Here is a 21,016-nt window from a genome sequence, read left to right on the forward strand (position 1 = left end):
CACAAAAGCATTACATTCTGCAGAATATGAAAAAGCCTTTAATCCACGAGGATTAAAGGCTTTTGATTGGAAGTGGAAGGTTTACCGAATATCAGGGATCAATCTGCAGGTTACCGTCACTTAGCAGGTTATTAAGGATTTCGGCATCATTGGTACCACCGCCGTAACCTGACAAGTCGACACCCTCCAGCTTGATCTTCTGGGTTACCCCGCCATTGGCATCAGGCTTCACTTCAATAGTGGTATTACCATTCTCGAAGTTCAGGCTGAGATAGTCTTCCAGCGGTTCAGTGTCGTCCACCAGCACATCACTAAGATCAAGGATATCGCCACCCTGGCCGGCCTGGAAGTCAGTGATAGTATCTTCGGCAGGCGCTTCGGCCGTCCCCAGATCACCGCTGTTCCAGATAAATGTATCAGCATCATTACCACCGGTGAGAACATCATCACCAGCGCCACCGGTTATCTGGTCACTCTGATCGGTATTAACTGTTTCCTGAGCCACTTGCTCCGTCGTAACAGCTGTCATTCTGACGTTATCAAAGGCAATCTGGGGACCACTGATTTTAACCAGTTCAATGGTAATGGGCTGGCCAACCGCAGGCGAGTTCGCCGCAATTGAAGATCCATTCAGATTCAGGGTCAGTGTTTCGAACTGCCCTTCTGCCGGAGATACTGATCCATCGGAAGCCAGTACTACGCCACCCGCCTTGATTCTTACTTCATAATCAGCCAGACCGGCAACACTCTTGCGGTTACCTATATCAACCTGCAGCTGATAGGTCGTATTGATATTGAAGTTCTCGGACAGTGTCTGAGAGATGGTGCCACCATCGTCATTTATGAAGCCCGCATCGGTACCTTCAGAGGACTGTTCATCAAAGGCATTACTGTCGTAATCGTGAATACCGTTTGAATTCGAACCACTGAAGGTCCATGCACTGGAAGCCGGATTGTGAACATAACTGCTATCGCCCAGCGCCTGACTTTCAAAACTGGAGTCACCAATCGCAATACTGCGTTTGGTTTGCTTGTTGGCAGTAAAGGTTAAGCTGTCATCCCAGCTGTTTCCGGAGCCGGTCATGGTCAGGCCATTCAGGTCACTGCCCTTAAGTGTCCAGGTTCCATCACCGTTATCAGTACCCGCGGAGAGTGATACACCATTGGCAACATCCACAGTTACATCCGGTGTCGGCAGATCATAATAGTCCTGACCCGTTACCAGTTCGGCTCCTGCCGGCAACATATCGTAGAACTGGAACGGTTCTGCGGTGCTGCTGGTGATATCCAGATCGGCACCACCATTACCCTGCCAATAGATCAGCTCTACTTCATAGAGGCCATCCTGTGGTGCTGTAAAGTTACCTGAGCTGGTAGCAACACCCCGTGGTGCAGTGAACTCAGTCACCGTTTCGTTATTGATCTTCAGGCGGAAGCCATCATCAGAGGCCACATTAAAGTCATGTGTGCCTGCTGATAAACGGATATAACCGGTCATCTTCAGGGCAAAAGTCTGGTCAGACATATCCGCGTGACCGGTAATATCATTACCATCACTACCTATGAAGTCTGCCAGTTGATTACTGCCACTTCGATGATAATTAAATTCTGAAGCAGTAAACGTCGCCTTCGGATTGTTATTGGTTACCAGGCTGATAGCCTGATCCAGATTAGAGAACACTGTACTGGTATCGAAAACTTCTGCCTTCAGACCTGTTGCCGCAGGCAGCGTTACTGCACTGGCTGAGGATATAAAGGCCGCATCCAGATTGACGGCAACAGGCTGACCATCATCGCCCTTGATGGTGTCATCACCGGCACCACCAAAGATCAGATCCGCACCATCATCACCCAGCAAGGTATCAGCACCACCTTCGCCTTTGATGGTATCTGCCCGCTCACTACCCTGGATAATATCGTCGTCAGCGGAACCTTTAAGTTCGACATCACCAACCTTGATTACGACTTCAGAGTCATCAATCCGGGCACCATATTGACCGCCCCAGTATTCACTGTCCTTACCACCATGTTCAAAGTAGATTGAGCGAACACCTTCACCATAATTACTGAACACCTTGCTGGCTTCCTGCCAGTTGTCTTTCGCCGTCAGGGTTCCGGTATCATAGGAAGCTATGGTATTGCCACCAGCATCACGCAGCTGGACTTTCAGATAGTAACTGTCATTGGCGTGATCATCTTTATACCAGTCACTGATACTGATATCTGGTGCACTGTCCAGCTGCTCCGCTGTAAAGCCTTTGGCAAGCAAGTCAATTGTCTGCGACTTCTTGTTCCACTGGTATGACGTTCCCCAACTCTTGCCATCACCATCATGACTGGTACCTTCCGTGCCCCAGCCGGCACCACCGTTGGCGATAATATTCCAACCACTGGTACCATTTTGGGCACTGGCATTATTCAGCAAGTTATCAGACAGTGTACCCCTCACATTCAGAGCAAATGACTGAGCATCACTGGATAATGAACCATCACTGACGGTAAACCCGAAACTGGTACCTACATCCTCATCTGATGTCGGCGCTATATATTTCAGCTGATCGATATCAGCCAGGCTGATCACCTGATTAGCGGTTACTGCTGCCCCGTTCAGAGTCAGCGAGCCGGATGCAGGCAGCGTTGTAATAGTGATCGACTGCATGCTGTCGCCACTATCGACATCGGTAAACTTGAAGTCATTCGCATCAAAGCTGTAACTGTCCCCCTGGCGCAACATCAGGTTGCCATCTTCAGTAACCGGTTTGTCATTCACCGCATTAACAGTAATTGACATCGACTCACTGGTTGTCGCCGTATCACCATTACTATCAGTCGATGTTGCAGTAAAGGTCAGATTAATATCATCCGAACTGTCAGCCGGTGGCGTGATTTGCAGACTGGCAGAGTTCCAGCCAGAGATATCAATTGCAGAACCATCGGATGTTACCGTATTGGTACCATCAGTCAGTACCGCACCGGCAGGAGCACCTGTAACTTCAGCTGTCAGGGTTTCTGAACCATCAGTATCAACCAGTGCAAGACCAAGATCAGGCAGGCTCAGTGCTGTATCTTCATCCGTCTCAATCACTTTGTTGATCTTGATGTTATCCAGCTTGAAGTACATGGTGTCCTGATCAAAGCGCAGCTGCGTTGTAGGATCACCACTGGCCTGCAGGCGGATTGTCTTGGTAGACGTCACAGTACCGGATCCTGCGGACTCAGTATAAGTGGCAACTGTCTGACCACCCCATTTCACCCAGATATTGGACGTGTGGTAGGGGTTTTTGTTGTGATACAGGGTAAATGTCAGCTCGTAGGTCTGCACCGAGCTGTCACTGGTATCTACATCACGGAACACTTCACGGCCATTCCAGTTGTATAACTGGTTGTTCTGGAAGGCCGAGCTGCCACTACCATAGGGGTTATGCTCCTGCCAGCCATCCTGGTTGCCACCGTTAAAGTTACTGTTAAGCACTTCGGTACTGATATTGTTCAGCACAGGTGTATCGGCCAGCGCATTGACGTTAAATGTCAGGGTGTTTTCACTGGCCGAGAACTCGGTACCATCATGTACTTTAAAGCCGACATTCGCATAATTATTACCCGCTTCGTTGGCATCAGGGCTGAACACCAGTAACCCGGCATCAATATCCGCCTTACTGATAACCTGATCATCCGTTACCGCAGCACCATTCAGCTTCAGGGAGCCATTGCCTGGTAGAGTCGAGATCTGCACTTGCTGCAGGCTGTCACCAGTATCAATATCAGAGAAGCCAAAGTCACTGGCAGTGACTGTGCGGCTGCCATCTTCATTCAGGGTGAAGCTGGCATCAGCACCTGTCGGTCCGTCATTTACCGGCACCACATTAACGTTGATATTCTGGGTGGAGGTGCTGGTATCTCCACCCACCGATTCAGTCGAAGTTGCCGAAACTGTAATAGTGAAATCAGCATTGGCGTTAGCAACGGGTGTCAGCTGTAACTGATTCAGGTTCCAGCCGGTAACATCAATGGCCGCACCAGTAGAGGTTACAGAGTTAGTGCCATCACCCAGGCCATAGCCGGAAGGTATACCGGACAGGCTTACAGCCAGTGTTTCGGAACCATCGGTATCGGCCAGATCAACCCCGAGATTAAAGGTTGCATTGGTATCTTCATTAACCGTTATGGCACTCAGCTTGTTGATAGCAATATCATCCAGCAACGGACCATAATCGTTGTTCTGCCCCGACCTTTCTTTGAGTTCCAGCTGACCTGAGCTACCACCCTCTGCAGGCAGACGAATAGTAACTGTCTCCCAGCTGCCAGTCGGTTCAATTGTCTGGATAACTTCGCCATTCCAGATGACATCCAGCGTATCCGAGTTTTCACCACTGGGGCGCGATCGCAACTTGAAGGAAACTTCGTGATCAAAGCCTTCACTGGTATCAATGGTATAGCGCAAGGCATCCAGATTATTGGCTGCTGCACCATCATCGTCATCAAGGTCCAGAATCCGGCCATCTCCGCCTGAGGAGTCGGTTACACCATACACACTGGCATTGTTTATTTCCGGGGTATTCTCTGATGACCAGCCTGAGGCCAGTGAACCACTTTCAAAGTCCATACTGGAAACAGTGGTCGAGTCAGCAATTGAAATAACAGGCGCATCAGCATCCGGAGTGACATTGACTGTTATCGTATAGTCATTGTCAGAAACTGCATCTCCATCACTGACCTTGAAGTTAAAGGTTGTTCTGGCATTGCCGCTGACATTTTCAGCCGGAGTATACTTGAGTAACCCGGCATCAATATCAGCTTTACTGATACTCTGGTTTACAGTCACAGCCGCACCATTCAATGTCAGGGTACCTTCAGCTGGCAGTGTCGTAATAACCACCGCTTCGAGTGCATCACCGGAGTCTTCATCACTGAAACTGAAGTTTGCTGCTGTTAATGGCAGTGCAGCATCCTCGCCTGCCGTTACTGTTGCATCGGAGCTGTCAGGAGCATCATTAACGTTGGTGACATAAATGGTATAGCTGCGGCTGTCTGTCAGATAACCATCACTCACCTGAACAGTTACACTGTGACTTCCAGCAGTTTCATGATCAAGCAGCGAGCCATCAGCTACTGTTATTTCACCGGTACTGCTGTTGATAGCAAAACGACCACCGGCATTATCCGTGAGCGAATAAGTCAGGCTGTCCCCATCAGTATCACTGGCCGCAACTGTACCAACAGAGGCCGTGTTCGAACTGTTTTCAGCAATATGCAGAGCATCACCCAGCAAATTGTCCACACTATCAGCCTGATAAAGCGCTTTTACTTCTGCTGCATTCAGGGTGGAATCGAAAATAGACAGCTCATCAACAGAGCCATCCAGAGCGCCATCATTGGACCAGTTGCTCTTACCAACATAGTTGTTGGAACGGGTCATTTCCGGAGGAACCACACCATCCAGGTTTTCTCCCGCCAACTCACCATTCTTGTAGATTCTCATGGCCCCAGAGCTATCGACGGTTGCAGTGATATGCACCCACTCACCCTGGGTAAAGAAGTTTTCTATTTTCAGGACACCATCAGCCGGATAACCTGTGCCATCATAGATCTCAAAGGCGATGGTATTGGTCGTTCCTTCATGGGCAAGAATAATATTGTTATCAGCCGAGCCATTACCAAAATCAACAATACGCGACCAGGACTGGCTGAAGCTGTCGAACTTGACCCAGGTTGAGATGGTCATTTCTCCGCCTGTAGAGATATTGCCAAGATCTCCACCGCCAGAGGAGCCATTCATCTCGAATGCAGTACCGGAACCATTGTGTCCTGTACCAAAACCTGCACTTCCACTCAGGCTTATATCATTACCATTTCCCGAGGTATCGGCTGCTGTATTACCTGAACCATCACTGAAGTTGTAAGCCGCCACCACCGAATCAAACATCGGCAGCTCAGTCAGCTCAGGAGCTACATTAGTTCCGGTTACAGTGACAGTTACTGTATTGACGGAAGATTGCCCCTGACTGTCAGTTACTCTGAAGTCAAAGGTTACATCTTCCGTTTGAACAGATGAGAGGCTTTCAAAGTCTGATCCCGGACTAAAGGTGTAGCTACCGTCAGCATTAACAGTGACCGCTCCTTTAGCAGGTGCAGATTCAAGGCTGTATGTAAGTACCTCTCCTGCATCCAGATCTTTTGCTGACAGTTGTCCGACGATACTTCCTGCATCAGAACCTGAAACATCGCCACTGATGGCTTCCGGCACCCTGTTAACATCAATAGTTAATGATGCGGTAGAGGTATCAGTGCCGTCAGATACGGTATAGGTGAAGACATCCTGAAGAGTGCCTGACTGGTACTCATAATTGAGGGCATTGAGAGCCTGCTCATCCAGTACCCGGTTATAAACCCGGGCTTCATCAATTTCACCAATAAAGGTGCCACTGATAGCATCATTATTTGAGTCATCATGAATACCGTCATGGAATGCCATATCACCATGGCGGGCACCAAAATTAAACTCCTGATGCCCGTTGCTCATCTCTTTGGTACCGGTGCTGACATCGGTAACCGTGTCAGTTAACCGGGTGCCATCAAGATAAGCTGACAGTTCATTATTTCCCAAAACCAGAGACAGGTTGTGGAAGTCATGATCATCAGGTACATCAACCCTGACCCAAGTTCCATCCCAACCAATAGAGCTGTCATAACCACCCACATAAAGCTTGCCCGAATCCATGTAAGCATTCAGACCCCGGGTGGTACCACCTTCTTCGAACAGAATCTGTCTGCCGGAAAGGTCATTGGACTCATCAATTCTGAACGAGAAGTTAATAGTCCGCTCAGAGAATGCCAGCTGATCAATTTCTGCAGAGTCGTTAATTAAGTAAGAGTCACCATTATTTATCAGGTTCAGGCTGCCACCATTGAGCCCGGGGCCATTGGTCGCGGCATCGCCTTTAAGAACACCGGTATCAGTGATTGCATCACCTTCAGCACTGTCGATGGTATTACCATCAAACTTCCAGTGACCAACAAGTCCTGTTTCCAGATCCGGTGTGTCCGGGGTATAGGTCCAGCTACCGTCTGCAGCAATAACCAGATCACCATAATCACCGAAAATAGTGGTTGAACCTGAAATTGCGGTACCGTTAACCTCGGTTACCGTCAGGCTATCACCTTCAATATCCGAATCATTTGCCAACACACTTGCCGAGCCTGATACTGTCGCTCCGGCCACATTGGCATTACCTGAATCACTGTCGTTAGTTAGAACGGCGGCATCATTTACAGGCGTAACATTCAGGGTCCAGGGAATATCTGTTGTCAGAGAGCCGTCAGATGCAGAAATGGTGACCGACAGGCTGCCTACTTCGGCATCATCCGGGGTACCACTGAATGTTCGGGTAGCCGGATCAAAGCTCAACCAGTTTGGCAGTGGGTCACCGTTGGCAAGAGATGCGCTGTAGCTGACTGCATCACCATCTTCATCGGCAAAGGCATTAGCCGGAATGGTGTAACTGAAGGCAGCTTCTTCTGCTGTGGTCTGATTTTCTACAGTGCCCACCAGTTCCGGTGCTTCATTGGTATCTTTCAAGCGGACGGTGTAATCCACTGACGATGCTGTCTGGCCGTCACTAACCTGAACAGTAATAGTGTGGGAAGACGCCACTTCGTAATCCAGCAGACTGCTGTTGGCAACTGTTACTTCACCGGTTGAACTGTTAATACTGAATCGGCCACCAGCGTTATCTGTAAGGCTGAAGCTCAGGCTGTCACCTTCTATATCAGAAGCTGTCACAGTACCTATAACTGTTCCATTAGCAGTGTTTTCAACTGCAGAGAACGGATCAACATTGATACCGGATGAAGTATCCAGGAAGCCAGATGTTACCGCTCCACCATCAATTGAGACGTCACTGATGCCATAACCACCAGAGCCATTCGAGGTCGCCACCAACTGCTGAGTTCCGGCGCTTTCGAAGTACGTTGTTTTTTGCTCGGCAGACAGGTTATTCCAGGTACCCAGATCAGTGTATTTAGCTTCAACAACCTTGATATTGACCGTTCCGTCACCATTATCGGAGATCTGTATCTTGACCCCTTTGCCATAGCCGCCATCAGTTTTGGTTAACCAGACAGTGTCGCCCAGCTCGAACCCTTCCGGCAGGTCGTAGGAGGCAGCATTCTTGTTCGAGATAGATGCACCACCCCAAACAAAATCGATTTGATCAATAACCGCTTCCGGCGTTGTCGGCGCATCATTGACACCGGTGACAGTAATGCCAAAATCAGCTGAGGCACTGAATGAACCATCACTGGCAGTCACCTTCACCTGAATAGTTCCAAGGTCCGGGTCATCCGGCGTACCACTGAAGGTACGGGTGCCAGCATCAAAACTGAGCCAGTTTGGCAGCGGATCACCATTTGCCAGGGTGGCACTGTAAGAGAGGCTGTCGCCATCAATATCACGGAAGGCATTTGAATCGATGGTGTAACTGAAAGCAGACTCTTCTGCTGTAGTCTGATCAGACAATCCGACATAATCCGATTCTGCAGGACCGTTACCTGTAGGCACATAGTCGGCATCATCAGAAATAACGATCTTGTCTACGGCTGCACCATCTTCACGCATCCATAGATTAAGCTGATGAACCCCGGGCGCATCGACTTCGATGGTAATACGCCCATCATTCTCCATGCGATCACCGGTCCACTTGTGACTACCCTCATCGAAGTCAACCCGGTGCCCGGTCGCAATCGCTTCACCATTCAGACCGATATGGGCACTGTCACTTCGACCGTCAGGTGCTTCACCTCGCAGCCAGACATAATAAGTACCGGCAGAGTCGAACTGTATATCGTAGGTAAGCTCTGAACTAAGCCCGGTATAACCCTCATTGAAGCCATCGGCATCATTATTTGCGGTGTTGACCTGCTTGCCACCAGAGGCTGAGCCGTCATTTTCCACAGACCAGCTGTTACCATTTCGAGCAACACTGCTGCTGAAGTTTTCGGCCTCGATAGATACCAGCCCGTTGGACTCGGCAAATACCGGAGCGGGATTGTCATTGACGTTGTTAACTACCAGATTAAAGCTGGCATCTGTTGTCTCACCATCAGCGTCAGCTGCAGTTACTTTCAGGCTCAGGGTGGCAACATCTTCATTGTCCGGTGTACCAGAGAAAGTCCGTGTTGCAGCATCAAAACTCAACCAGTCCGGCAAGGCAGAACCATCACCCTGAGAGGCGATATAAGTCAGAGCATCCCCATCAGCATGGGTAAAGGTATTTTCAGGCACAGTGAAACTCAGTGCTGAATCTTCGTTGACTGACTGATTACCGATCGGATTGGCAACAACCGCATCATCATCCACCGCAGTAACATCAATTGTTGCGGTAGCTGTTGCCTCATCACCGGAAGAACCATCCGACACAGTAAAGCTGAATGCCACATCAGTGCCGTTATAGTCAGCCGCCGGAGTATACGTCCATGTTCCATTGCCGTTATCAGTTACCGTCCCGTGAGCACCATCACCGATAGACACACTGGTCACACTGAGACTGTCACCATCAATATCCGATGCACTGGCCAGCAGCTGGGCCTGGGTAATAACCACGGAGGTATCTTCTGCTGTACTACCCAGATCAACATTGCCTGCAACCGGTGCATCATCAACAGCAGCAACCTGTACAGAAATGGTTTTGTTCACTGTAGAGGTATCACCACCTACTTCCATGGCAGTAACAGCAAGACTCAAATCAAAGTCGGCATGACTGTTTGCCGGTGGCAATACAGAGAGGGAAGCATAATTCCAACCACTAATATCCAGCGAACCACCGGAAACCAGTTCTGAATTGGTACCATCACTGATAGTTGCCCCGGCAGGAATTCCGTTCAGAACCACACCAAGCGTTTCGGAGCCGTCCTGATCGGTCAATGCTGCAGACAGGTTAATTGCTACTGCTGAGTCCTCGTCAGTGTTGTACTGCGGATTGTCATTATCAGTAACATTGGCAACCAGCCTGGGCGCTGTAATATAGGCAGAATAGTTCTGGCCCGAGCCTGACGGATAACGCAATACCAGCTCGGTACTGTCATCACCGGTTGCGGTCAGATTAAATGTCCGGGTTGAGAAGTTGTTCCAGTTAGTCGTCATGGTACCGACTACTTCACCACCCCAGACAACTTCCATATTGCCGTAGATACGCCCCTCAACCTGGAAGGTGAAGCTGTCCACAGCATCATCGGAGGTATCAATGGTTCGGCTGATGCTGGCTCCCGGCCCTATGCCTAGCGCTTTGTTAGTAGAAGAACGGGAGTCACCGACATTGCTCAGGGAACCGCTACCACTCCAGCCCATCATATTATTGGTAGCAACAGCACCATTCTGGAACAGGGTCACTTCAGATGTCGGATAGCTATCAGCATTGGCAAACGATACTGCCGGCGCATCAACCACTCCCGTCACATCAATCGTGGCTGTCGCTGTTGCTTCATCGCCACTGCTGCCGTCACTGACAACAAATGAGAGCGCAACATCTTCCACACTCAGGTTAGCCGCAGGGGTAAAGGTCCATGTGCCATTACCATTATCTGTCACACTACCCTGGGCATTATTATCAATGGTCAGACTGGTAACGCTCAGGCTGTCACCATCAATATCCGAAGAGTTGGCCAGCAACATGGCCTGGGTAATACTGAAGCTGCCATCTTCAACAACACTGCCCAGGTCAACACCGGCAGCAACCGGAGCATCATCGGTACCGGTAACCGTAATTTCAATCGTATGCTGTGTGCCGTCGGCACTGCGCACATTGATGCTGTCAGTGAGCGTTTCACCACTGGCCAGAGACTGAATAGCTGACTGGGTGTTATCTGCTGAATAGGCCCAGTTACCATCGGCATCAATGGCAACCGAACCATAGCTACCGCTGACTGTTTCTGCGGTAAATCCGGTATCAGCAGTATCAACATCGGACACCGAAAGTGTGCCGGATGTCGTCAGGGTTGATGCACCATCTTCGGTAACATCACCTGTATCATCACCGCTGATAACTGCAGCATCCTGAACAGGAACAACATCCACTGAAATTGTCTGTGTCGTTACCGCAGCATCACTATTACTCGTTTCTGTAGACGTGGCCGTCAGTGTAATAGTGAAATCAGTCTCGGCATTCGCTGCCGGAGTAAGCTGCAGCTGTTCCAGGTTCCAGCCCGAGACATCAATTGCTCCACCTGTCGAAGTAACAGTATTGGAACCATCAGCCAGAGAATAACCGGAAGGAAGACCTGCAAGACTGAGCGTAATATTTTCAGAGCCGTCTGTATCAACCGTATCAACAGACAGATCAAAGGTAGCACTTTGATCTTCGTTGATTGTAATCGCACTCAGCTTGTTGATTTTGATATCGTCAAACAGGGCACCATGATCATCAAAGGCTCCGGCACCAGAAATCTCCCTGATTTCAAGCTGGCCACTGTCCTGCCCGTTTGCTGGCAGGCGAATGGTTATATTCTCCCATGCAGCACCCGGTTCAACGGTTTGAATGACGGCACCATTCCAGACAACTTCAAAGGTGTCCGTTCCTTCAGTGTCTGGTCTTGTACGAGTGTGGAATGTCAGCTCATGGTCAAAGCCTTCACTGGTGTCAACGGTATAGCGAAGGGCATCGATATTAGATCCTGCTGATCCTTCATTATCATCAAGATCAAGGATCTTGCCATTGCCTCCCGAGGCATCTGTTACACCATATACGCTGGCATCGTTTATTTCCGGAGCGTTCTCGGATGACCAGCCCGACGCCAGAGTTCCACTTTCGAAGTTCATGGTCGAAAGTGTGGTGCTGTCAGATATTGAAAGAACAGGGGAATCGGCAACAGCGGTAATCGTTAAATCAACCTGGCTGCTTATCGTCGCTGTACCATCACTGATATCAAACGTTAACTGCCCATTGCCAGCCCAGTTGCTGTCCGGAACAACTGTCCATGTCCCATCACCATTATCGGTAACAGAGAACTGACCACTGTTCACTGCCACATTACTGACTGACAGCGTGTCACTATCCGCATCCGTTGTATTAGCCAGCAACTCAGCTTCAGTGAGCGTAAAGCTGTTGTCCTCATTCGCTGTTTTGGTAACAGGGGAAGATGCAATCGGGGCATCATTGGCATCAGCAACATTAAGGGTAAACTGCTGATCAACACTGGCACCAGCACTATCTGTAGACGTTACCGTGACACTGACAGTACCTTCGGATTCATGGTCAAGACTGATACCGTCTTTAAGTTTTAACTGATTACCTGAAACTTCAAACCGGTTGTCACTGACCGTATAAGTATGGGAGTCACCGGCATCAACATCGGTAGTGGACAGGTTACCAACCACACCACCTGCACTGTTTTCAGCAATATTCAGTGAATCGAGGGCAATACTGTCAGGTGTATCGTTGACCGCTGTGACCGTCAGCACAAATTCATCGGATTGGCTGGCTTCGCCATCACTGGCAGTGACCTTGACGGTGATATTGCCAATATCAGCATCATCTGGCGTACCGCTAAAGGTACGGGTTGCAGCATCAAAGGAGAGCCAGTTTGGCAGTGCACTGCCATCCGGCAGAGAAGCCGAGTAGCTGAGCGTATCACCGGTATCCATATCCACAAAAGCGTCAGCAGGCAGGGTGTAGCTGAGTGCAGACTCTTCGGCAACAGTCTGGTCGGCAGGCGCATTGTAATAGTCAGACTCTGCAGGACCATTACCGGACGGGGTATAATCTGGATCCTGCGTCAGAACAATTTTATCAACCGAGATACCGGCTTCCCGAACCCACAGGTTCAGTTGCTGCTGCCCTGCAGCTTCAATGTTGATTGTCGCCCGACCGCTATGGGTCCAGCTGTTAGACTGACCGAAGCCGGTAAAGCCCCAGTTAGTATGGTTATAGTCGCCGTTAACACCTACATGCAGGCTGTCACCACCGTTAAGAACTTCACCTTTCATCCAGACATAGTAAGTGCCCGGGCTGTCAAAATTGATCTCATAGGTCAGCTCTGGACTGTCACCCTCGGTATCGTCACCGGTACGCCACATGCCACTGCTGGGTGCTTCTACCCTTTCACCACCGGAAGTGCCGCCTGCACTCTGAACAGTCCATTCTTTGCCTCCGCGCGGGATATTGCTGTGGAAATTTTCTGCTTCGATAGACACCAGACCACCTGATTCCTGGAACACCTGAATCGGGCCATCATTGACATTGGTTACATCAAGATTGAACTGGGCACTGGTCTCCATACCACCCGGATCTGTAGCCGTTACTTTCAGATTCAGGGTGCCAACATTATCGTTGTCCGGAACACCCGAGAATGTACGAGAGGAGGCATCAAAACTCAGCCAGTCAGGCAAATTACTGCCATCAGCCAGAGAGGCAGAATAAGAAAGACTGTCACCATCAATATCTGTAAAGGTATTTACAGGCACCTGATAAGACAGCGAGGAGTCTTCAGCAACTGACTGGTCACCAATTGCATTAACAACAACCGGAGCATCATTCTCGGGAGAGACATCAATCGTCAGTGTTTTTTCAGTGCTTGAATACAGTCCCAGACGGTCAGCCACATTGAAGGTAAAGCTGGTGTAATCCGCACCATTTTCATTGTTGTTGGAAAGATACTGCAGATTACCCGCCTGAATATCAGACACATCAATCACATCACCGATTCCGACAGCAGCACCGTTAAGCGTCAGACTTCCGGTATCAGGCAGGGATTCAATTCTGATTTCCGAGATATAGTCATTGCTGTTCGGGTCAACAATCGGGAAATCATTCTCGGTAAAGACATAGCTAATATCTTCCCGTGCAGACACTGAGCTGTCAGCAGCATCAGGAGCCAGGTTGTTGTTATTGTTGTATATGGTGTAGTCAACGGTGGTGGTAACCGTACCATCATTAACCGCAACAGTGATCGTATGTGAGGGTGAAACAGCGAAGTCGATCAATGAACTGTCAGCAACCGTTATTTCACCGGTTGAACTGTCAATCGCGTAACGGCCACCTGCATCATTGGTCAGACTGTAAGTCAACGCATCTTGATCACCATCGACAGCATTTGCGGTGGCGATAACTGTACCGTTAGCAAGATCATCAACCGGTACTATAAGGTTGCTGGCAACAACCGCATGCCCATTACCATCAACACCTTCACTGTGCCATGCCAGTTGCAGGCTACCATCTTCCAGTTCAACCATTGAGACATCACTGGCACTGGCTTCAGCGGTTAACGTCGTCTTGCCACCCGCTTCTGTACCATCTGCCAGGAAGCGTTGACCGTATAGACCGTCAGCTTCGTTCCAGGAGATAAACAGAGTACCATCAGTAAGCTGGGTGACAGCGACCTCACCCGCCGATGTTTGACCAAGGTCTACTTCCGAACCGTTAAGCTGGCCATTATTATCCAGACTACGAAGCTTGATCGTACCGGCATCGCTGTAAACAACAGCCATACCACCGTCACTCAGGGTTGTGACGGCCAGCCCTGATTCACTGGCAGTGAAACTGTCGGAACCAACAGCCGTACCGGTATCGTCGTACACACTGACCTTTACTTGATCAGTACGATTATTTCTGACGGTATTGGCCCAGTTGCCATCGTTCAGGGCATTAAGTACAGAGTCAACATCGCCTGCATGGCGACCAATAGATCCAGTGGTAATTACGCCGCTTTTGGCAGAACCTGAACTGTTAAACACCTGCATTTCAGTTCGTGAACCATGCCAGCTGTCATAGGCAGAAACAACATAGTCACCATTGGACAGGGTAATAACATCAGGGTGATGCAGGTTACCGGTCATTGCGGTGCTGTTAGATGAAACAGGCGACCCACTGGCATCAAACCGTTGCACTTCGATCTGCCCACGCCCCCCGGCATTGGTATCAGACCAGGCCACAACAAACGAACCATCGTCATGGACTGCAACATTGGCTGAACCCGTTTTCACCGAGCTGGTATCAACCCGGAATTCAGCTGATTCAGCAACACCATCCTTGTCATACAGACGGCCGATAATCTGCCCTTCACTGCCCTGACTCTTGTCAGTCCAGACTGCCACATAGCCACCGTTCGGGCGTACGGCCAATTCTATCCCTTCCTGATCACCGGTTGTTGCTGTGTTGAGCTGCACAGGTGTTTCAGCTCCGCGGGCTTCAATACTGACAACAGGTGCATCATTCTGGCCGGTAATATCAACACTGACTGTACGAGTGACCGTTGACTGTTCACCATTAGATTCAGTTGCTGTCGCAGTCAACGTCAGATCAAAATCGGTACCACTGTTAGCGGGTGGAGTTACCGTAATAGAAGAGTACTGCCACCCGGTCACATCCAGAGTGCCATCCGTTACTGATGCAGAGTTCGAGCCATCACTGATGGTCACGCCGGTCGGAATATTACTGATCACCAGAGAGTAGGTTTCAGAACCATCAAGATCACCAAACTCGGCCGTCATATTGAGAGGTACGGCTTCATCTTCATTGATGGTAAAGGTCGGATTATCACCCGCAGCAAAAGTCACGACAGGCGTATCGGCTACCGAATCAACCGCAAAGTCGCCTTTAACCCGCAGCAGTTTATCCCCATCAGAAACGGTGTAGGAGAACTTGCCAGTACCGGCCCAGTTAGCAGCCGGCGTCAGTGTCCAGGTACCATCATGATTATCGGTGAAGCTGGCATCACCAAGTTCAACCACGATATCCGAAATCGACAGACTGTCAGCATCATCTGCATCGGCAACATTCGCCAGCAGCTCAGCTTTGGTCAGTACCAGATTCACATCTTCATCAGTAGAGACGCTGACGGTGGGACTGGCCACTGTAACAGTAGGCCCGTCATTACGGCCATGGATAGTTATATCGATATCATGTGTCGTACCGTCGGCAGTACGAACGGTCAGAGTATCGGTAAGCGTATCAACCCGCTTGCCAAGATCGGCATCACTCATGCTGCCATTAACAGCACCATCCGGATGATTACCGGCCCGATCCTCAAGCGCCTGGGACAGGCTGTAGCCGGCAAAATCATAATGAGCGAACAAACCTGACTGGGTTTCCCCGCTCATGGCTGAAGATATTTCAGAAGCAGACAGCGCTCGGTCATAAGTCTGGATATCATCCAGCTCACCATCAAAGGCATTATCCACCCGGCCAAGGTTAGTAAAACCTGTCAGTTTGACGTCTGTCGGGGCGGTATCGGTGTGTATCAGCGCACCGTCTTTATAAAAACGAAACTCTGTGCCTTCCTTGACCCAGGTAATATGACTCCACTCGCCCTGAGTAAAGACATTATTAGCCACACCGGAATGACTGACATTATCGGTACCAAAAGATGACCAGTGCAGACTGCCATCTTCGTAGACATACATCGACGGTGAGCGGCTTGATACACCATTTGGCTCCGAGCCCAGGAATCCATGAAAGTCCGAATCAACAAGGTCAGGCTTGACCCACAGGCTGATAGTAAAGTCATCACTAGGTACAAGATCAGATTCAATGCGAACATAGTCATCCATGCTGCCATTGAGGTTCAGCGTCTGGCTCTGGCTCAGTGACTGAATCGCACTCTGACTATTATCTGCTGAATAGACCCAGTCACCATCACTGTCTATGGTGACCGAACCATAGGTTCCGTTAATGGTTTCAGCCACAAAAGATTGCTCGCCAGCATCCCCGTCATTAACAACCAGAGAACCTGATTTGGTTAGTGTTGAGCCAGCGTCCTCATATACAGAACCGGAGTCATCACCTGTCACCGTTGCAGTATCAGCCACTGGCTGCATATCAACCCGGATAATCTGACGGGTACTGGCTGTATCAGCACCATCCGTCGATGCTGCTGTCACGGTCATATTGAAATCGGTATCGTGATTCGCAACCGGAGTAAATGTCAGTGCAGACAGGTTCCAGTCGGATACATCAACATCAGAACCATCGGTTGTGGCGGCATTGGAGCCATCACTGATACTGAAACCGGAAGGAATTCCACCCAATGTAACAGCAAGAGTTTCAGAACCATCGCTATCTGACAGGGAAGCGGAAAGATCCAGAGTGAAGACAGTATCTTCCCTGTTGCTGATTACCTTGTCGTAGTCGTCAGAGTCACTATCGACCGCACCAATACGGTTCACAGTAATCTGATCCAGCAACGGTCCAACCCCGTTATCCTGGCCGGCTACCTCTCTGATAATCAGCTGTGTATTGTTTAGCCCGATATCTGGCAGTGTGACTTTAACCTCCTGCCAACTGGTGCCGGGGTCAATGGTCTGGATGACTTCACCATTCCAGACCACTTCGATTTCATCAGTACCGTCGTAGTTGCCACGCTGCTTCACCATCAGGGAAACTTCGTGATCATTACCCTGACTGGTATCAATGGTGTAATAGTATGCGTCCGGTGTGCCTGTCTCTGCATCCAGCTCCGCAACCCGGGTACCACTGGAAGAGCTGCCCAGAGGTCCACCGCTACTATGGGTCTCAACACTGTTTTCCGAGGACCAGCCTGCGGCCAGACCAGAATTAAAGTTGGTATGAGAGATCTGGGTCGAACCACCAATGGTCAACACCGGGGCATCGGCTGCTGCTGCAACAGTGATATCAGCCTGAGCACTTGTCGTCAGACTGCCGTCAGACACAGTAAAGGTAATTTGCGAGTTTCCGGACCAGTTACTCTGCGGAGTTACAGTCCAGGTGTTATCGCCATTGTCAGTCACATTAACCTGGCCACTGGCAACAGCAACATTGCTGACGGACAGATTATCTCCATCAACATCAGAGGCATTTTCAAGCAGATCCGCTTTAGTCAGGGTAAAACTCAGGTCTTCCGTAGCGTCTACCGACACAGCGCCGCTGACTTCCGGCCCTTCATTAATATCATTCAGCTGGAAGGTAAGCGGTAAGGGGGTAGAAGTATTTGTGCCATCTGATGCGGTTACATATACGGTATGGCTGGTAGCTGTTTCATAATCAAAATTGGCAGATCCGGCAGCGGTCAAGGTAACCTGACCGGTACTGCTGTCAATGGCAAAATAGCCCTCATCATTACCGCTGGAGATCGCATAACTCAGTGTTTCACCGGTTGTGTCCGGATCAGCACCGGTTACCTGCCCAAGTACCGTACCTTCCGGGCTGTTTTCATTAACGACATTGGAAGACAGAGAGACATTCGGGGCTTCGTCGTTAATATCCGCAAGGTTTACAACCAGGTTAACCGGGGTAGAGGAAAAGTCCCGGTCTGTGGCCATCACCTGCAGGGTATGCGACGTCGCTGTTTCATAATCAATTCCAGCTTCACCGGCCGCAGTAAGCGTCACCTGACCTGTGCTGCTATCAATAGCAAAATAGCCATCATCATTACCACCAGCAATACTGTAGGTAATCGGCTCTACACCGTCCTGATCGGTGTAGCTAACCTGCCCGACAACTGTATTTTCTCCACTGTCTTCAGCTACAGTTGATCCGGTTGCAGCAGCATCCGGGTCATTACTGTTAACGTAGACAACACTTTTCGACGTCGGGTTATAGCCGATACGAGTACCATCAACTTCTACCTTGATGTAATCATTATCAATGGCCGTACCGCCACCCAGCTTCGCAATCGCTTCATTTTCTGTAAACGTGCCGGTGCCCGTTTTATCAAAGTAAATGTAATCATCATCAATGGAGAAATAATCGGGCAGGCTGTTGTAATCGAAGTTATCTGAAGTGAACGCGCTGATATCAATCACATCATACTGATCACCGGATGATGTGAAGTCCCAAATCACATCCAACTCGTCGTCATCCGCCAGAACAAAGGTGTCATTACCACTGCCACCTGTCATGAAGTCCCGACCCTGGCCACCGGAAAGGCTGTCATCACCGACACCACCATCCAGATAGTCACGACCAACACCACCGATCAGGGTATCTTTACCACCCCGCCCATACAGATCCAGCCGCTGGGCTTCTGCTGTTTCGTAGGCACCAGTTTCCTTGTTGTAACCTCCGGTACTATCTGTGTAGCCGGAACCATCAAGGACATCATTACTGTCACCACCATCAACGCGCTCTACGCCGGATGCATGCAGGTCGACAGATACAGACTGGCCTTCATCTTCATTGATATAAACCCGGTCGAAACCAACACCACCATCAACCGTACCATCGGTAAAATCCAGTTTGTCGGCGATGATTTTGTCATTACCTTCACCACCAAACAGGTGGTCTGCACTTTTGGTTTTGCCTAGTCCGTCACCATCCAGAACATCATCACCGGCATTACCATAAAGTGTGTCACTACCTTCACCAGCCTGAACCAGATCACTGTCTGCCTCACCCTGAACTGTCGAGATTGCTCCGCTTCGATCCAGCTGGATATTAGTGCCATCATTCAGACGGATATTGATCAGATCATCGATATCAACCCTTTCACCAAAACGGGCCAGCTGGCTTTCTTCATTAAACTGCCCCTGACCACTGACATCGACAAAAATACCCTTGCCGGTAACTTTTACATAAGAGTGAATATTCTGTGCTGTAGCTTCAGCAGGCAGGACATCTTTCAAATCCAGCAGGTCACGGTTACCTTCACGGCTGGAGAAGTCATAGAGTTTGTCAGATTTGATTTCATCAGCACTGGACTCAAGCGTAAGGGCAAATTCATCTTCGCCCTCACCGCCAATCAGCAGGTTACGGCCTTTACCCGCTTCAATCCGGTCGCTACCAGCACCACCATCCAGAACACCACCGTCGTCGTTACCAACCAGCGTATCGTTACCATCACGACCATAGAGCTTTACTGCATGGTCAGCTTCGGAGGCACTTTGTGCGCTGTTTCTGGCAGCAATGGAAGTGGCATCCAGCTGTTCATCACCGGCACCACCATAAGCTTCCGTAAGGTTATGCTCATCCAGTCGCAAATTAAATTTTTGTCCCCGGCTACTGCGGAGAATACCGGCACCATTACCAAGCCCTGCACCGGCAGCAGGTGTATCCAGCGTCTGGGACAATAATTGTTCGCTGGCAAAAGATTCGCCTTCACCCAGTTGAACCCCGACACTGGGCACAACATCAAGAACCAATGCTGTATTTTCGGCAACATGGACCGTGATGGTATGACTGTCGAAAACACTGTCTTCAGTAAACTCGGCAACCTTGTTGGATTCAGAAAAATTGCCCTGCCCGGTTGGATCTACAAATACAGCGTCTTCAGTGACCTGAACAAAGCTTTCAACATTTTCAGCTGTTATCACCGTGCCGGCAGGCAGCAAGTGACTGATATCTATGGAATCTTGCTGGCCGTTGGTTACTTTGGCTTTTATCGTATCAACAGCATCAGTGCTGGACAGAACATAGCGGTCACTGCCCGCTCCACCATCCAGATAATCTGCTCCTGCGCCACCATCAATGGTATCGTTGCCGGCATGGCCAAGAATGGTATCAGCTGCTGCAGTTCCCTGAAGATTATCGGCCTGGGCTGTTCCGGTTATCGTATTCTCATGACCAGAGTTGTCCGTAATATAATCATGGGCATCAACCAGTGGGATGTTGGCTGTTTCTGTCCAGTTGAAGTCTATTACGGAGTTGGTTGCCGCCACCTGAATGGCTGACATAACACTTAATGGAGGGTTACCCGAGGCAAAACGCGCTATCTGGTTACCTGAAGAGAACTGCCCCTGACCTTCAGTATCAATGTAGATACCATTGGCGTTTATCTTGACGTAGTTCTTCAGCGTTGCTGCTGTAACATCTGCAGGCACAAGGGCAGAGACATCAATAATGTCACTTTGTGGACCGCTCTGGGTAAAGTGGATCGTATCTACAGAGTCGGTATCTGTAAAAACAATACGGTCGCTACCGGCACCACCATTAATGATGTCAGCACCTGATCCACCCCTGATGGTATCATCACCACCATTTCCCTGAATAAAATCATTACCAGTAGTTCCGTTGATGCTCTCCCCATCCCCGGAACCGTTTATCTGGTTATACCCCTGATCCTGTCCTTCGCTCAT

1 protein-coding gene is annotated in these 21,016 nt (G+C 49.7%); it reads right to left on the reverse strand.

Annotated features, from left to right (window positions below; genetic code table 11):
• Positions 1–91 precede the first annotated feature (91 nt).
• Positions 92–21,016, reverse strand: coding sequence for a tandem-95 repeat protein (locus tag ACYZZ0_RS17575; protein ID WP_461537953.1), 20,925 nt, complete (start codon positions 21,014–21,016; stop codon positions 92–94).

Source organism: Spongorhabdus nitratireducens (genome assembly GCA_947387575.1).
GTDB lineage: Bacteria > Pseudomonadota > Gammaproteobacteria > Pseudomonadales > Endozoicomonadaceae > CANDOC01.